General features: G+C 73.6%; 19 protein-coding genes. 9 read left to right on the top strand and 10 right to left on the bottom strand.

The annotated features are described in order from the left end of the window. Positions 1 to 19 precede the first annotated feature (19 nt). Together ABD709_RS05810 and ABD709_RS05805 are read left to right on the top strand one after the other, a co-directional pair. Positions 20 to 520: a CinA family protein gene (locus ABD709_RS05810; RefSeq protein WP_344773248.1), complete on the top strand. Its 501-nt coding sequence runs from the start codon at positions 20 to 22 to the stop codon at positions 518 to 520. A 36-nt stretch (positions 521 to 556) separates the two neighbouring features. Further along, on the top strand, positions 557 to 865 hold the full coding sequence (locus ABD709_RS05805) for a helix-turn-helix domain-containing protein (RefSeq protein WP_344773246.1): 309 nt from the start codon (positions 557 to 559) through the stop codon (positions 863 to 865). A gap of 45 nt (positions 866 to 910) precedes the next feature. Here the strand turns inward: ABD709_RS05805 and htpX are convergent, their stop codons facing one another. From htpX to ABD709_RS05790, 3 genes are read right to left on the bottom strand one after another with little or no spacing between them, the layout of a single operon-like run. Continuing rightward, on the bottom strand, positions 911 to 1,789 hold the full coding sequence (gene htpX, locus ABD709_RS05800; RefSeq protein ID WP_344773244.1) for a zinc metalloprotease HtpX: 879 nt from the start codon (positions 1,787 to 1,789) through the stop codon (positions 911 to 913). Between the two features lie 60 nt (positions 1,790 to 1,849). Beyond that, positions 1,850 to 2,635 carry an Fpg/Nei family DNA glycosylase gene (locus tag ABD709_RS05795; protein WP_344773242.1) on the bottom strand — a complete coding sequence of 262 codons (786 nt, stop codon included), beginning with the start codon at positions 2,633 to 2,635 and terminating at the stop codon, positions 1,850 to 1,852. Next, a complete protein-coding gene (locus ABD709_RS05790) occupies positions 2,628 to 7,172 on the bottom strand; it encodes an ATP-dependent helicase (protein ID WP_344773240.1) in 4,545 nt (1,514 codons plus the stop codon). Before ABD709_RS05790 ends, ABD709_RS05795 begins: the two co-directional genes overlap by 8 nt. Before the next feature lie 45 nt (positions 7,173 to 7,217). On the opposite strand from ABD709_RS05790, the gene ABD709_RS05785 reads away from it, so the two are divergent. Genes ABD709_RS05785 through ABD709_RS05770 form a run of 4 tightly spaced genes read left to right on the top strand, consistent with a single transcriptional unit; the run spans position 7,218 to position 9,366 of the window. Further along, positions 7,218 to 7,808, top strand: a complete 591-nt coding sequence (locus ABD709_RS05785) for a GNAT family N-acetyltransferase (RefSeq protein ID WP_344773238.1) — start codon at positions 7,218 to 7,220, stop codon at positions 7,806 to 7,808. Between the two features lie 6 nt (positions 7,809 to 7,814). Beyond that, a complete protein-coding gene (locus tag ABD709_RS05780) occupies positions 7,815 to 8,225 on the top strand; it encodes a VOC family protein (protein WP_344773236.1) in 411 nt (136 codons plus the stop codon). Positions 8,226 to 8,239: 14 nt separating this feature from the next. Then, positions 8,240 to 8,884 carry a hypothetical protein gene (locus tag ABD709_RS05775; RefSeq protein ID WP_344773234.1) on the top strand — a complete coding sequence of 215 codons (645 nt, stop codon included), beginning with the start codon at positions 8,240 to 8,242 and terminating at the stop codon, positions 8,882 to 8,884. Next, complete coding sequence (locus tag ABD709_RS05770; protein ID WP_344773232.1) at positions 8,881 to 9,366, top strand: GNAT family N-acetyltransferase; 486 nt, start codon at positions 8,881 to 8,883, stop codon at positions 9,364 to 9,366. Before ABD709_RS05775 ends, ABD709_RS05770 begins: the two co-directional genes overlap by 4 nt. Here ABD709_RS05770 and ABD709_RS05765 read toward each other — a convergent pair. Next, complete coding sequence (locus tag ABD709_RS05765; protein ID WP_344773230.1) at positions 9,342 to 10,766, bottom strand: 13E12 repeat family protein; 1,425 nt, start codon at positions 10,764 to 10,766, stop codon at positions 9,342 to 9,344. The two genes, ABD709_RS05770 and ABD709_RS05765, sit on opposite strands and share 25 nt — an antisense overlap. 114 nt (positions 10,767 to 10,880) lie before the next feature. Between ABD709_RS05765 and ABD709_RS05760 the strand changes: the two genes are divergently transcribed. Further along, positions 10,881 to 11,129, top strand: coding sequence for a DUF2188 domain-containing protein (locus ABD709_RS05760; protein ID WP_344773228.1), 249 nt, complete (start codon positions 10,881 to 10,883; stop codon positions 11,127 to 11,129). Positions 11,130 to 11,148: 19 nt separating this feature from the next. On the opposite strand, the gene ABD709_RS05755 is transcribed toward ABD709_RS05760, so the two are convergent. Together ABD709_RS05755 and ABD709_RS05750 are read right to left on the bottom strand one after the other, a co-directional pair. Continuing rightward, on the bottom strand, positions 11,149 to 11,679 hold the full coding sequence (locus ABD709_RS05755) for a DUF1697 domain-containing protein (protein ID WP_344773226.1): 531 nt from the start codon (positions 11,677 to 11,679) through the stop codon (positions 11,149 to 11,151). Between the two features lie 25 nt (positions 11,680 to 11,704). After that, positions 11,705 to 12,037 carry a TfoX/Sxy family protein gene (locus ABD709_RS05750; RefSeq protein ID WP_344773223.1) on the bottom strand — a complete coding sequence of 111 codons (333 nt, stop codon included), beginning with the start codon at positions 12,035 to 12,037 and terminating at the stop codon, positions 11,705 to 11,707. A 52-nt stretch (positions 12,038 to 12,089) separates the two neighbouring features. Between ABD709_RS05750 and ABD709_RS05745 the strand changes: the two genes are divergently transcribed. Beyond that, positions 12,090 to 12,494 carry a VOC family protein gene (locus ABD709_RS05745; RefSeq protein WP_344773221.1) on the top strand — a complete coding sequence of 135 codons (405 nt, stop codon included), beginning with the start codon at positions 12,090 to 12,092 and terminating at the stop codon, positions 12,492 to 12,494. Here the strand turns inward: ABD709_RS05745 and ABD709_RS05740 are convergent. Then, the gene (locus tag ABD709_RS05740; protein ID WP_344773219.1) at positions 12,485 to 12,910 is read right to left on the bottom strand and encodes an anthrone oxygenase family protein; all 426 of its coding nucleotides are present in this window, start codon (positions 12,908 to 12,910) and stop codon (positions 12,485 to 12,487) included. The two genes, ABD709_RS05745 and ABD709_RS05740, sit on opposite strands and share 10 nt — an antisense overlap. A gap of 73 nt (positions 12,911 to 12,983) precedes the next feature. On the opposite strand from ABD709_RS05740, the gene ABD709_RS05735 reads away from it, so the two are divergent. After that, complete coding sequence (locus ABD709_RS05735; RefSeq protein ID WP_344773217.1) at positions 12,984 to 13,892, top strand: AraC family transcriptional regulator; 909 nt, start codon at positions 12,984 to 12,986, stop codon at positions 13,890 to 13,892. Here the strand turns inward: ABD709_RS05735 and ABD709_RS05730 are convergent. The 3 genes from ABD709_RS05730 to ABD709_RS05720 are packed head-to-tail and all read right to left on the bottom strand — an operon-like array spanning position 13,871 to position 15,283. Further along, positions 13,871 to 14,440, bottom strand: a complete 570-nt coding sequence (locus tag ABD709_RS05730) for a TIGR03086 family metal-binding protein (RefSeq protein WP_344773215.1) — start codon at positions 14,438 to 14,440, stop codon at positions 13,871 to 13,873. The two genes, ABD709_RS05735 and ABD709_RS05730, sit on opposite strands and share 22 nt — an antisense overlap. Beyond that, positions 14,437 to 14,934, bottom strand: coding sequence for an SRPBCC family protein (locus tag ABD709_RS05725; protein ID WP_344773213.1), 498 nt, complete (start codon positions 14,932 to 14,934; stop codon positions 14,437 to 14,439). The genes ABD709_RS05730 and ABD709_RS05725 overlap by 4 nt, the downstream gene beginning before the upstream one ends. After that, complete coding sequence (locus ABD709_RS05720) at positions 14,918 to 15,283, bottom strand: ArsR/SmtB family transcription factor (RefSeq protein WP_344773211.1); 366 nt, start codon at positions 15,281 to 15,283, stop codon at positions 14,918 to 14,920. Before ABD709_RS05720 ends, ABD709_RS05725 begins: the two co-directional genes overlap by 17 nt. Positions 15,284 to 15,331 lie beyond the last annotated feature (48 nt).

Genomic DNA, 15,331 nt, shown 5'->3' with positions numbered 1-15,331 from the left:
CCTGCCTAGGATGCGCCCCATGGCTGACGAGACGGACCTGATCGACCTCCTCGTCGCCCATGGGGCATCCGTGGTGACGGCCGAGTCGCTCACCGGCGGCCGGCTGGCCGCCCGGCTGACGGAGGCGCCGGGCTCCTCGCGGGCGTTCCTCGGCGGCGTGGTGACCTACGCCACCGAGGCCAAGATGGCGGTGCTCGACGTACCGGAGGAGATCGTCGAGAAGTACGGCGTGGTCTCCGAGGAGTGCGCCCGGGAGATGGCCGAGGGCGCGCGCCGACTGTACGGCTCGACGTACGCCCTCAGCGCGACGGGCGTGGCCGGTCCGGACCGCCAGGAGGACAAGCCGGTCGGCACCGTGTTCGTCGGGCTCGCGGGCCCTGAGGGCACCGAGGTGCTTTCGCTGGACCTGGACGGCGACCGGGAGACGATCCAGAAGAGTACGGTGGCCGCAGCGGTCGAGGTGCTGACCGAGCGGCTGGGTTCGGCAGGTCGGGACCCGGAAGATCCGGCGCTCGGGTAGCGTTGTGCAGACGACACGGAGAGGAGGGCGATCGCGATGAACACACCGGTGCTGTTCCGTCGGTTGCTGGGTGACGTGTTGCGCGACCGGCGCTCCGAGCTCGGGATGACCCTTCGCGAGGTCTCCGGTGTCGCGCGCGTGAGCCTCGGCTACATCTCCGAGATCGAGCGCGGACAGAAGGAGGCGTCCTCCGAGCTGCTTGCCTCGCTGTGCGACGCGCTCGACGTCTCGCTGTCGCGGGTGCTCCACGACGTCGCCGACCTGGTGGCGCTCGAGGAGGGCCTCACCGCCGCCGAGCTCACCCCGATCCGGCCGCGGCCGGACGTCGTCGCCTCCGCCGCCTGACCCTCGCCGCCTGATCCTCGCTGCCTGGTCCTCGACGCAGGCGGGTCAGCGGGGGCTGCTCGCCATCGCCTCGAGGCGGGCGATGCGGTCACCCATCGGCGGGTGGGTGGAGAACAGCCGCGACACGTCCTGAGCGCGGAACGGGTTCGCGATCATCAGGTGGCTGGCGTTCTGCAGCTGCGGGGACGGCGCGAGGGGGGCGCGCTGGGTGCCTGTCTCCAGCTTGCGCAGGGCCGAGGCCAGGGCGAGCGGGTCGCCGGTCAGCCGGGCGCCGTCCTCGTCGGCGTCGTACTCCCGCGTGCGGCTGATCGCCATCTGGATCACCATCGCCGCGAACGGCGCGAGCAGGGCGGTCGCGATCATCGCGATCGGGTTGGGCCGCTCCTCGTCGCTGCCGCCGCCGAAGATCGAGGTGAACGCCAGGAACTGGCCGACCGAGCTGATCACGCCGGCGACCGCCGCGGCCACCGAGGACGTGAGCACGTCGCGGTTGTAGACGTGCATCAGCTCGTGACCGAGCACGCCGCGCAGCTCGCGCTCGTCGAGCAGGCCGAGGATCCCCTCGGTGCAGCAGACCGCAGCGTGCTGCGGGTTCCGTCCGGTCGCGAACGCGTTGGGCGCCTGCGTCGGGGAGACGTAGAGCCGGGGCATCGGCTGGCCGGCCCGGGCGGAGAGCTCGCGGACGATCCGGTACATCCCCGGAGCCTGGGCCTCAGTGACCGGCACGGCGTGCATGGCGCGGATCGCGATCTTGTCGGAGTTCCAGTAGCCGTAGGCGGTCGTGCCCACACCGATCAGCGCGAAGATCCAGACGAAGGCGCTGTTGCCCGTCGCGGCCGCGATCAGCCCTCCGACGACCAGCAGCAGCGCGAAGATCGCGCCGAAGAGTCCGGCCGTCTTGAGCCCGTTGAAGTGGCGGTGCATGTCTTTGCCAACGCGGCCGAGCGGCGGAGCGTTCCCGGTGCGGCGCGGGTCACAGCAGACTCACAGGGGCTGGCAGCGCGGGCACCAGTACGTCGTGCGCTGCTTGTCCGGCGGGCCGATCGGGCCCGCCTGCACGATCGTGCCGCACCGTCGGCACGGCTGCCGGTGCCGGCCGTAGATCCAGAGCGGGTCCCGGCGGTCGCCGGTGGTCACCGGCCGGCCGGTGCTGACACCGGTCTGCAGCATCAGCCGGCCGCGGGTCAGCAGCCGCTCCGGGTCGCGCACGGTGCCGACCGGCGCGAGCGGGGACGCGCCGTGGACGAAGCAGGCCTCCGCGACGTAGATCGTCCCCATCCCGGCGACCACCGTCTGGTCGAGGAGCGCCTCGCCCAGCGGCCGGTCGGGGTCGGCGACCAGGCGCTGTGCTGCTGCCTCGGCGTCCCAGGTCGCTCCGAGCAGGTCCGGCCCCAGGTGGCCGATCACCTGGTCCTCGTCGGCGGTCGGCAGCAGCTCGACCAGCCCGAGGCTGAAGCCGACCGCCTCCTGCTGCTGGGTCGTGAGCACGACCCTGACGTTGTGCGCCGGCGCCGGCCAGCGCCGTCCCAGGTCGACCACCCGCCAGCGGCCCTCCATCTTCAGGTGGGTGTGGAGGGTCAGCGGCGTCCCGTCCCGCTCCATCCGGGTCAGCAGGTGCTTGCCGTGGGTGGCCGTGCGGTGCACCTTCGCCCCGGCGAGGTCGACGGTCGCGAGCGACGGCCAGCGGAACTGGCTGCGGGTCAGCGTGCGCCCGGCGAGGGCACGGTCCAGCCGGTTGCCGGTCAGCCGGACCGCGTCGCCCTCAGGCATGCGCGGTGCGGATCCTCAGCCCGCGCGGGGTGGCGAGGAAACCGGCAGCGTCGAGCGCCTCGCGCAGGGGCGACGGACCGGCGCCGAGGATCGGGGCACCGTCGGCCCGCTCGACGGTCAGCCTGCCGAGGGTGCCGCGGCGTGCGGCTGTGGACAACGCCTCGGCCGCGGGGCGCAGCAGCTCCGGCTCGTCGCTCCAGGTGAGCAGCGTCCGGCCGCCGCGCTCGACGTAGAGGACGAGCCGGCCGTCGACCAGCACCACCAGGGCTCCCGCCTTGCGGCCGGGCCGATGACCACCGTCGTCGGGCAGGGCGGGCCAGGACAGGGCGGCGCCGTAGGGGTTGGCGGGGTCGGTCGCGGCGAGCGCGACGGCAGCCGGCTTGTCGTCCGCCGACCCGTCGGCCGGCCGGGCGAAGGTCCGCAGCCGGTCGACCGCTCCTGCCGTGCCGAACTGGGAGGCGCCGAGGCCCTCGACGAAGTAGCCGCGCCGGCAGCGGCCGGACTCCTCGAACCGGGACAGCACGCGGTAGGCGGCCGCGAAGCCGCCGGGGACGCGCTCGCTCGTCACGGCACCGCGGGTGACGACGCCGTGCCGGTCGAGGAGTCGCTCGGCGGTGGCGTGCGCACGCCGGGTGGCGTCGTCCTCGATCTCCGGGAGCAGCGACCAGCGGCCAGCGGTCTCCGGCGGCCCGGATCGGGCGACCCGACCTGGGCGCGGAGCCGCCCGCCGGCTCCGGTGCGCGGGGCGACCGGCGTTGGTGAGCGCCCGCAGCGGGGCAAGGGTGTCGCCGGAGATCCGGCCGCTCCACACCAGGCCCCAGAGGGCCGCGCTGAGCGCGGCGTCGTCCTTGGACCTGACCGCGTCGCTGAGCTGCCGGAAGAACCAGGCGCCGCCGGGAGCGAGCATCTCCAGGACCTTCGCCTGCAGCTCGTCGGTGGCGTCGCCGTCCGGGTCGGGGAGGGTGAGGTGGGCCTGGTCGGCCAGGTGCAGCGACACCCAGCCATCCGTCCCGGGCAGCGGGCCGTGACCGGCCCAGAGGACCTCGCCGGTGGCCGTCAGCTCGTCGAGGTAGGCCGGCTCGTAGTCGCGCACCCGGGCGGGCAGCACGAGCGACTCCAGCGCCGAGGCAGGCACCGGAGCGCCGGCGAGCTGCTCGACCGCGCGCACCACGCCGTCCACACCGCGGAGTCCCTTGCTTCCGGGGCCGACGTGCTGCCACGCGGCGGAGAACCGCGCCAGGGCGGTCGGCTCCACGGGCTCGATCTCGTGCCGGAGCCGGGCCAGCGAGCGGCGCCGCAGCCGCCGGAGGACCTCGGCGTCGCACCACTCCTCGCCGGCGCCCGTCGGCCGGAACTCGCCGGTGAGGACCCGGCCCTGCGCCTCCAGGCGCTGGAGCGTGTGGCGCACGACCGCGGGGCCGAGGCCGAGGCGGGTCGCCACGTCGGAGACCGTGAACGGCCCATGGGTGCGCGCGTAGCGGCCGACCAGGTCGGCCAGCGGGTCGTCGACGGGCTCGAGGAAGGTCGCCGGTGTGCCGGGCGGCACCGGTGTGCCGAGGCCGTCGCGCAGCCGGGCGACGTCCTCGACCACGGCGTGCGCGTCGCCGTACGCCATCCGGACCGGGACGACGCGGCGGGTCAGCGCAGCCAGCCAGCCGTCGATGTCGGCGCCCTCGACGCTCCGCTCCCGGATCTCCTCGAGGGTGAGCGGGCCGAGGAGCCGCAGCGTGTCGACGAGCGCCTCGGCGTCGCGGGCGCGCCGGTCGGGGGCGGTGCGCTGGAGCTCGGCCTCGACCTCGGCGAGGACGTCGGGGTCGAGCAGCTCGCGCAGCTCCGCGCGGCCGAGCAGCTCGGCGAGCAGGCCCTGGTCGAGGGTGAGCGCGGCGGCACGGCGCTCGGCGAGAGGGGAGTCGCCCTCGTAGACGTACTGGGCGACGTAGCCGAACAGCAAGGTGCGGGCGAACGGGGAGGGCTGGGCCGTCTCGATGTCGGTGACGCTGACCTCGCGCCGCTCGATCCGGCGCAGCAGGTTGGTGAGCGCGGGCAGGTCGTAGACGTCGTTGAGGCACTCGCGGACGGTCTCGAGCAGGATCGGGAACGACGGGTAGCGGGACGCGACCTCGAGCAGGGCGGCGGCGCGCTGCCGCTGCTGCCACAGCGGCGAGCGCCGGCCGGGGTCGCGGCGGGGGAGCAGCAGGGCCCGGGCCGCGCACTCGCGGAACCGCGACGCGAACAGGGCGGACCCGCCGACCTCGCGGGTGACGAGCTCCTCGATCTCGTCGGGCTCGAAGACGACCAGCTCGGCGGACGGCGGCTCGGCGTCGGTGTCCGGGATCCGGATCACGATGCCGTCGTCGGAGGCCATCGCCTGGCCGTCGAGGCCGTAGCGCTCCCGCATCCGCGCGTTGATCGCGAGTGCCCACGGGGCGTGCACCGCGTTGCCGTAGGGCGAGTGCAGCACCAGCCGCCAGTCGCCCAGCTCGTCGCGGAACCGCTCGAGGAGGAGGGTCTGGTCGCTCGGCAGCACCCGCGTGGCGTCGGCCTGCTCGCGGAGATAGGTGACCAGGTTGGCCGCGGCGTTGTCGTCGAGGCCCTCGGCGTGCGCCCGCGCCCGCGCCTCGGCGTCCGGGACCCCCCCGAGCTCGCGGGTGAACGCGCCGATCGCCTCACCCAGCTCGGCCGGGCGGCCCAGGGTGTCGCCCTTCCAGAACGGCAGCCGGCCGGGGATCCCGGGCGCGGGGGAGACGATCACCCGGTCGTGGGTGATGTCCTCGATCCGCCAGCTGGTCGCGCCCAGCGCGAAGACGTCGCCGACGCGTGACTCGTAGACCATCTCCTCGTCGAGCTCGCCGACCCGCCGGCCGGTGCCCTCCCCGATGAGGAAGACGCCGTAGAGGCCGCGGTCGGGGATCGTCCCGCCGCTGGTCACCGCGAGCCGCTGGGCACCCGGCCGCCCGGCGATCCGGCCGGTCACCCGGTCCCAGGTGAGCCGCGGGCGCAGCTCGGCGAACTCGTCGCTCGGGTAGCGGCCGGCGAGCAGGTCCAGCACGGCGTCGAAGACGGACCGGGGGAGCTGCGCGTAGGGCGCCGCTCGCCGTACGACGTCGAAGAGCTCGTCGACCTCCCACTCGTCGAGGGCCGCGGCCGCGACGACCTGCTGGGCGAGCACGTCGAGCGGGTTCGCGGGGATGCGGAGCGCCTCGATGCCGCCGCTGCGCATCCGGGCCACCGAGACCGCGGCAGGCACGAGGTCGCCGCGGTGCTGGGGGAAGAACACGCCCTTGGACGTCTCGCCGACCTGGTGACCCGCGCGGCCGACCCGCTGCAGCGCGCTCGCCACGCTCGGCGGGGACGCGATCTGGACGACCTGGTCGACGGCGCCCATGTCGATGCCGAGCTCGAGGCTGCTCGTCGCGACGACGGCCGGCAGCCGGCCGGACTTGAGGTCGTCCTCGACCAGGGCCCGCTGCTCCTTGGAGACCGAGCCGTGGTGGGCCTTGGCCAGCAGCTCGGGCGCGCCGGCGGAGAGCCCGGCCTGGGCCATGATCTCCGCGGGCGGGGCGACGCCGTCGGTGCTCACGCCGGTCGCGATCTCGTTGAGCCGGGCGGTGAGCCGCTCGGCGCCCCGGCGCCCGTTGGTGAACACGATCGTCGAGGTGTGCTCGCGGATCAGCTCGGCGACCCGCTGCTCCACGTGGGGCCAGATGCTCTGGCCGCGCCGGGCGGTCGACTCGCCCAGCTCGTCGTACTCCTCCACCTCGGGGAGGTCGGCCTGCCCGGCGTTGGGCTCGGTCATGTCCTCGACCGGTACGACGACCTGCAGGTCCCACTCCTTGTGGGCCGGGGGAGCCACGATCTCGACCGGGGCGGCACCGCCGAGGAAGCGGGCCACCTCCTCCGTCGGCCGCACGGTCGCGGACAACCCGATCCGCTGTGCCGGGCGCGGGAGCAGCGCGTCGAGCCGCTCGAGGCTGAGCGCGAGGTGCGCGCCGCGCTTGGTGCCCGCGACGGCGTGCACCTCGTCGAGGATCACCGTGTCGACGCTGCGCAGCGTCTCCCGGGCCTGGCTGGTGAGCATGAGGAACAACGACTCGGGTGTCGTGATCAGGATGTCCGGCGGCCGGGTCTGCAGCCGGCGCCGGTCGGCGGTCGTGGTGTCCCCGGACCGGATGCCGACGGTGACCTCGGGCAGCGGCTTCCCGTCGAGCCGCTCGGCGGTCTGCCGGATCCCCGTCAACGGCGCGCGGAGGTTGCGCTCGACGTCCACCGCGAGCGCCTTCAGCGGCGAGATGTAGAGCACCCGCGTGCGCTGCTTCCGGTCGTCCGGCGGCGGTGTCGTGAGCAGCCGGTCGATCGCAGCCAGGAAGGCGCTGAGCGTCTTGCCGGACCCGGTCGGTGCGACCACCAGGCTGTGCCGGCCCGCGTGGATCGCCGCCCACGCGCCCGCCTGGGCAGGGGTCGGCTCCGCGAAGGCCGCGCGGAACCAGGCGCGGGTCGGCTCGCTGAAGGAGCCCAGCGGATCGGAGGTGGGCGGCACCGGACAAGTCTTGCGCACGGCACCGACACCACTGAGAGTGACGGCATGAGCGCGAGCGGGACCGACGGCTACCGGGTCCGGGAGCTGGGTTCGGGCACGTGGGAGGCCTACGCCGCCCTGATCGAGCGGCACAACGGCGTCTGGGGCGGCTGCTGGTGCACGTGGTTCCACACGATGTCCTCGGAGAAGGAGCGGGACGCCGACGCCAACCGGCGGCTCAAGCAGCGCCTGGTGAGCGAGGGGCGTGCCCACGCCGCGGTGGTCTTCGACGGCGACGAGGCCGTGGGCTGGTGCCAGTACGGCGCCCCGGCCGAGCTGCCGAACATCAAGCACCGCAAGGAGTGGGAGGCGACGTCCGTGCGATCGCCCGACTACCGGGTGACCTGCTTCTTCGTGGACAACCGCTACCGGCGCAAGGGCGTCGCCGAGCTCGCGCTGCAGGGGGCGCTGGACCTGATCGCGGAGGCGGGTGGCGGTGTCGTCGAGGGGTATCCCCATGACACCGACGGGGCGAAGAAGACGGCCTCCTTCCTCTACAGCTGCACCCGCACGATGTTCGAGAAGGCCGGGTTCGCCTACGACCGGCCGAAAGGCCAGGGCAACTGCGTCATGACGATCACCGTGGCGGGGAAGTAGGAGGACATGCCCGGGTTCCCCCAGCTCCTGCACACGGCCATCGACACCACGGACTGCCGTGGACTCGCGGAGTTCTACCGCGAGCTCTGCGGCTACCGCTACCGGCCGGGCGACGCGCCTCCCGAGGACGGCCCCGACGACGCTGACTGGCTGGTGCTGGTCGACGAGGCCGGCACCCGCAAGCTCGCCTTCCAGCAGGTCGACCGGCTCGAGCGCACCACCTGGCCGCAGCACGACGTACCGATGCAGATGCACCTCGACTTCACGGTCGGCTCGCCGGCCGAGCTCGAGCACCAGCGCGGCCGGGCCGAGAAGCTCGGCGCGGAGCTGCTGCTGGACCGCACGGACGACGAGCACGAGCCGCTCTATGTCCTCGCCGACCCGTCGGGCCACCCCTTCTGCCTGCTGGTGCGCTGAGGGGAGGAGACGGCATGGCCCTGGAGACGCCGGAGGAGTACTACGCGCGGATCGTCGCGGCGGCCGGCGAGGACGGGCGGTTGCCCGTCGCGGTCGAGGAGATGCCCGGCTGGGACATCTACCCCTACGAGATCGACTCGCTGCGGATCAAGCCCCTGCAGCCCCTGGCCGACGAGGAGCCCCCACGGCGCGGGGAGGCCGCGGAGGACTGCTGGTGCACCGATCCGGGCGCGCAGCAGCCGGTCGCCGGCACGGCGTGGCGCAACGAGCGGTGGCGGCTGATCGTGGCCCGGGAGACGCGGGTGCCGGCGTACCTGATCCTCGAGCCGCTCACGCATTGCGACCTCGCCAGCGTGCCGTCCGACCTCGCGACCGAGATGGGCCGACTCGTGGTGGAGATCGCCGCGGCGATGGAGGCGCTCCCGAGCGTCGCCCGGGCCCAGCTGTTGCGGTTCGGCGACGGGGGAGCGCACCTGCACCTGATGTTCCTGGGCAGGCCGCGACGCGCCCTGCAGCTCCGGGGCTCGCCGCTTCTCGACTGGGAGGAGAACCTCCCCGTCGTGCCGCTGGAGGTGCACCAGGCGAACGCGGCGTACGTCGGCGAGCGCCTGGCCGAACGGGTCGGCGGCACCGGCCCGAGCTGGGTCCAGCCGGCGTGAGCGGTGCCGCCTTCGCCGTGGGGCGCGTGCCGATCGCCGACACCCTGGCCCTGCGCGCGAAGGTGCTGCGGCCGGGTGGACCGCCGGAGTCGGCGCGGGTGCCCGGTGACGACCACCCGGAGGCGGCCGCGTACGCCGCCCGGGACGGCGGCGAGATCGTCGGCTGCGTCGTGTTGTTCCCGGACCCGTGCCCGGACCTCCCGGGCCGGGCTGCGGGCTCGTGGCGGATCCGCGGGATGGCGACGGCGATCGGGTGGCGGGGCTCCGGTGTCGGCAGCGCCGTGCTGGACGCGGCGCTGGCGCACGTGCGCGCGGCCGGCGGCGACCTGGTCTGGTGCAACGCCCGCACTCCCGCCCGCACGCTCTACGAGCGCGCCGGGTTCCGGCAGGTCGGTGAGGAGTGGATCGAGGGCGACTTCGGTCTGCACGTCCGGATGTGGTGCGAGCTCGCGCCTGATCAGCCAGCGAACCTGTCGGTGTAGTAGATCTCGCCGACGGATCCGTTGGCGCCGGTGATGGGATCGAACTTCTTGGTGCCGGTGGTGGTGACCAGGCGGCCCAGGCCGTGGGGGGTGACCCAGCGGTAGGCGCCGAGGCCGAGCTGGCGCAGCTGGTAGCCGGCGTGAGTCTTGGCGCGGTGGTGCTTCCTCGTCAGGGGTGCGTCGTTGTGGTCCCCGGTCTGCCCGGGCGGCCCGTTCGGGTCGTAGGCGGTGGCGTGGTCGTGGTCCAGGCGCCGGTAGCCGGCGTTGGTGGAGTGGGGGAAGACGTCGCCGAGCATCCGCAGCACCGTCCGGTGCTTGACCAGGGTGGGGTGCTCGTAGCCGTTGACGCTGTGACCCTGGTTGAGGTCGATGACCGGCTGGACGGCGACCTCCCGGTTCTGGAGCAGCTCCTGCAGCTGCTCGAGCAGCATCGGGCCCATGCCCTCGACCCGGGCGAGGCCGTGCACCGCGCCGCACAGCACCAGGTCGGTGAGGTGGAGGTAGATGGTGGCGGGCCGCTTCTTCTTCGGCGCCGGCAGCGGAGCCGGGACGTCCTCGCCCTCGGGGGAGACGGGGGCGGGGTCGTTGACCTGGTCGAGGAACGCGGCCGCGGCGTGCGGGTTGGACAACAGCTCCACCGCCTTGGCCTCAACCTCACCCCGGGTCAGGGTGCAGTCGCCGGTCTGGGCGGTGATCTGGTCGACCAGCGCGTCGGCGATCTCATCGACGGTGGCGTCGAAGTCCAGCGCCGCGCCGGCAGGGAGCTTCAACGTGACCCGACGAGTGCAGGGCTCGCCGTCGACCTCATCGACGACCCCACCGGGTCGGGGCTGGGAGATGGTGACGCCGACCTTCGCGGCGTCCTCCGCAAGGCGGGCGCGGTGGGCGTCGAGGTCGGCCTCGATGACCTTGGCCTCGGCGATCATGAGGATCCGGCCCGGCGCCTGGTCGACCGCCGCGGCGACCCCGGCGTCGACCAGCCGGGCCTGCTCGGCGGTGAGCTTGCGGGACATCGAGGCGACCTTGCGGGCCACCCACAGCGCCAGCACCCCGTCGAGGACCGCTTGGTAGAGCAGCGGGAGCCGGTGGCGCAGGTCGAGGGCGTCCGCGGCGAAGTTCTCCATCGCGACCACCCCACAGCCCCGCGCGATCGCCAGCTCGGCCCAGCACAGCTCCCCGACCGCCGGCGTGCCGTCCCCGCCCGGGCGGATCAGCTTGTCCCCGCCATGGACCACCGGCACGGCTCCCGGCAGCGACTGGGGGTCCTCGGCGTGCAGGTCGGCCCAGTGCAGGACCCGGAGCAGGTCGGCGATCTCCTCGCGCCGCTGGGCGGCCACGCCGGCCTCCGCGGCGGCCAACGTGCCCGCGGCGTCGAGGTCGAGGACCTGCTCCGAGTTCATGCGACCAGTCTCTGAGCAGGGTCCGACACAAAGCATGACGACGAGGGAGGCGGGTATCTCTGCCCCGACGGCCCGGGCTCCACGGGCCGGCGACTCCCAGGGGAAGGACCGCGCATGCCCAACGGTGACATCGAGACCGTCCGCGAGGACGACCAGTGGACGAACGTGGTCGTGGGCGAGGGGCCCAGCCACTTCCTCTTCGAGACGCAGGACGAGGCCATCGCCGAGGGCCGGCGGTTGGCCAAGGACGCCGGGACCGACCACATCGTCCGGAACGAGGACGGCACGGTCGTCGAGCGGAGCTCCTACGCCGACGACGCCGACGACGTCGACGACGTCGACGACGCCGACGCGGCCGGCTGATCCGGGAGCGCCCTCGGGTTCAGCCGTCGAGGGCGGCGACGACGCGACGGAGCGTCGACCAGCCCCGCGCGGTCGCCGGGCAGCCGGTCGCCTCCTCGAGGAGGCGGTTCACGTGCGGCCGCGCGCCGCCCGAGCGCGGGCGGGCGGCCAGCACCTCGTGAGGGCGTACGTCGACGATCACGGTCTGGCGCGGGTACGCGATCCGTCGCTCGTCCAGGGGTGGCGCGTCGTGGCGCAGGAACGACACCTCGGTCTCCCAGTCCTCCCCGGCGAAGGCGGCGAACCTGTCCACCGCGACCAGGTCGCGCAGAGCGTCGAGCGACCGCACCGCCACCAGTTCCGCGCGGCCGAGGGCGGCCGCGACACCGGCCTCGATGCGCTCGACCACGTCGTCGAGGTCGCCCGGAGGCGCGACGAAGCTGATGTTGCCGGTCGTGAGGTAGGAGCGAGGCTCGCGACCTCCGGCGTCACCCACCGCCTCAAGCAGCACAGCCCTGCTCAGCCCTTGCCGACCGAGCATCACGTTCCGCACCAGCCCGACCCACTGCACCTGCGGCTCCTCCGGCTCCGCCGCGCTACTTCGCCCGCAACGAGCCGGCGTACGCCGCGCCGCGGCGCACCCACTCCGCGAGGTCGTCGTCGGAGGTCACGTGCTCGTCGGCTACGCGCAGCCAGCCCGACATCGCCCGGCTGCGCATCTCCATCGGCTCCGCGGGGGTGGTGGCGATCAGCTCGTCGCCCTCGGTCGGGTCGACACGGACCATGATCCCGCCGCGGCCGCTGGCGGCGACGGCCATGGTGCCGCCGATGAGGAAGGCAAGACCGCCGAACATCTTCTGCTCGGTGAGCATCGGCTGGTCGCCGATCAGCCCGCGGATCCGCGCCGCGAGCGCTTCGTCGTATGCCATGGCGGGCAGCCTAGGACCGACCACGGACACCGGCCCGACCTACGATCGCAGGATGACGAGCGAGCTCACGCCCTACCTCGCGGTGGCCGACGCGCGCCGCGCGATCGACTGGTACCAGGAGGCGCTGGGGGCCGAGGTGGTCCATGAGCCGATCGTGATGCCCGACGGCCGCGTCGGTCACGTCGAGCTCGCCGTCGACGGGGGTCGCTGGATGATGGCCGACGAGTTCCCCGACCTGCACGTCGAGGCGCCGGCACCCGGGCGTGGGGCAGCGGTGACGCTGCACCTCACCGTGTCCGACGTCGACGCGCTCGTCGCCCGCGCGGTCGGCGCGGGTGCCGTGCTCGACCGGGGCCCGGAGGACAGCCCGCCCGCGGGCCGGGTCGCTGTCGTCCGGGATCCGTTCGGCCACCGGTGGCTCCTCGACCAGCCGCGTCCGGGGTTCGCTCAGCCCTGAGCCGGGGTCCGGCAGAGCAGGCCGAAGGCCGCGACGGCGGTCGCCGTGCGCAGGCAGTGCCACACGATCCACGGCACCTCGAAGTCGGAGCGGGACACGCCGTCGGCGAGCGCGTCGTTGAGCGGGAGGTTGGCGGCGAAGGTGACGACCAACGCCGCGACCGCGCACCCGGCCGCGGTGATCCCGAGGGCGCCGTGGTCCCACCGCAGCAGGACCGCCGCGGCGAGGGGAGCGCCGAGGAAGAGCACCAGGAAGGGCGGGTTGACGATCACCACGTTGATCCGGTTCATCACCTCGGCGAAGACCTCGTCGGTCTGGCTGTGCAGCGCCGGCATCACGGCGAGCAGGAACGCGGCGTAGATCCCGGCCAGCAGGCCGTTGAGGATCCGGGCACTCACGAGAACGAATTCATCCATGGCTCCAATCTGTCCCGGAACCAAGACGTTCAGAATGTTTGGCACGCTCGACAACATGTGTCATCGTCTCGTCGTGGACCTTGTCGATGCCCTCCTCGACGGCCCCCGCGCCGAGCACGCCTTCCTGCTCAAGGCGATGTTCGCGGGCACCTGGTCCATCCGGATCGAGGACGAGGCGGCGCTGAGCGTGGTCGTCGTGGCGCGGGGCAGCGCCACGTTCACGGGCTCCGACGGCCCACGGACGGTGTGCGAGGGCGACGTCGTCGTGGTGCGTGGCCCGGCGCCGTACACGTTCGCCGACCGGCCCGACAGCCCGGAAGAGATCCGGATCCTTCCCGGCCAGGTCTGCGTCGACCCGCACGGCGTGCTCCTCGACGACGCGATGGGGCTCGGCGTGCGGACCTGGGGCAACTCCCGCGCGGACGACGCGACGGTGATGCTGATCGGTACCTACGAGCGCGAGACGGCGGTCGGTGCGCTGCTCCTCGAGCAGCTGCCGCAGGAGCTGGTCCTTCCCGGGCTCCACCTGCCGGTCGCGGACCTGCTCGCGTTGGAGGTGATCCGCGACGAGCCGGGCCAGGGCGCCGTCCTCGACCGGCTGCTCGACCTGCTCCTCGTCTCGGTGCTCCGCAGCGTCCTGCCGGGCGGCGAGCTCGCCCCCACCGACCCTGCGGTGCGGGGCGCCCTCAGGGCGATGCACGAGCACCCGGACCGGCCGTGGACCGTGCAGGCGCTCGCGCAGACCGCCGGGCTGTCACGGGCTGCCTTCGCGCGCCGCTTCGCCGAGCAGGTCGGCGAGCCGCCCCTCGCGCACCTGACTCGGTGGCGGCTGGCGCTCGCCGCGGACCTGCTCGCCGGGACGGACCTGACCCTGGCGACCATCGCCGGACGGGTCGGGTACGCCGACGCGTTCGCGCTGAGCGCCGCCTTCAAGCGCCGGTACGGCGCCCCGCCGAGCCGCTACCGGGCGGCGGCGTCCTGAGCCGGCCAACCCGGATCCCGGCCGATGAACCCGACCAGCCGATCCTGGGCCGGCGCGTCCTCCGGGACAGGAATGCGCGGCCCGAACTGACCGCTCTGGCGGAGCACGTCGTCCATCGGCTCCATGCCGACGAGCGCGTCGGCGCAGCGCTGCTCGCCGAGGTCGATGTCCTGGCCCAGCGCCCTCGCGAGGTCCCAGGAGTGCATCCAGATGTCGTTGATGTAGATCTGCGCGAGGATCGCCCCCACCGTGGTGACCCCGAACATCGGGCTCTCGAACCGGCGGTCGCTCTGCTCGTCCAGCAGGGCCTGCACGTCGGCCGCGCGCTGGTCCCAGGCCGCGGCGGGGTCGTCGCCGATCGAGACCGGCGGCAGCGTGATGTCGGCGCGCTCGAGGAAGTCGGGCAGCCACTCGACCAGGTGCGCGACGACGTCCCGCGCCGTCCACCCGGCGACGGGGGAGGGCCGGTCCCAGTCGGAGGCGGACGCTGACGCGGCGATCTCCGCGAAGAGGGCGGCGTCCTGGGCGTGCTGCTCGGCCGGGGTCACGCGAGGCGCTCCAGCAGCTCGTCGAGCGCGGCGTACCCCTCGACCACACCGGTCTCCATGCCGCTGGCGAGCATCGCGTCCCGCGCCTCGATCGAGTCGACCACCGAGGTGGCGACGAGCCGGGTCCGGCCGTCGCCGAGGTCCTCGAGCTCGAGCGTGTCCAGGCTGACGGCCTCGGGCATCTCCTCGAACCCGAAGGTCTGCACGATCTTCCGGTTCTCCCACACCCGGTGCACCGAGCCGTAGAAGTGGGCGATCGCCTTGCCGTCGCGCAGCGCGGTGTAGCGGTACTCGCCGCCGGTCCGCAGGTCCCAGACGTCGATGTCCATGTCGACCGACCGCGGCCCCATCCACTGCTTCACGAGCTCGGGATCGACGTGCGCGCGGTAGACCTGCTCGGGCGGCGCGGCGAACTCGCGCACCAGCCGGACGACGGGCAGGTCGGGGACCGCCTCGATCGTGGTCTCGGGCCCGGTCTCAGGCACTGTCCGCATCCTCGTCCTCCTCCTTCTGCCGGCGCGCGAGCAGCGCGTCCAGGCGGCGGTAGCGCTCCTCGGCCTCGCGCCGGTAACGCTCGATCCACTTCGTCATCAGGTCGAAGGCCTCCGCTTCCAGGTGCACGGGGCGGCGCTGCGCGTCCCGGCTGCGGGTCACCAGGCCCGCCTCCTGCAGGACCTGGATGTGCTTGGACACCGCCTGGAGCGAGACGTCGTACGGCGCCGCGAGCTCCCCGACCGTGGCGTCGCCCGTGGCGAGCCGGGCGACGATGTCGCGCCGGGTCGGGTCGGCGAGCGCGGCGAACACCCGCGAGAGCCCGGCCGGCTCGGCCTCGTCGTCAACCATGCGGTTGAGTAGATCAGCGGTCTGCGAGGTTGTCAACCGCTCGGTTGA

Origin of the sequence: Nocardioides panacisoli (genome assembly GCF_039537325.1) — a bacterium.
GTDB lineage: Bacteria > Actinomycetota > Actinomycetes > Propionibacteriales > Nocardioidaceae > Nocardioides > Nocardioides panacisoli.
This window is presented reverse-complemented; position numbering and strand designations above follow the sequence as displayed.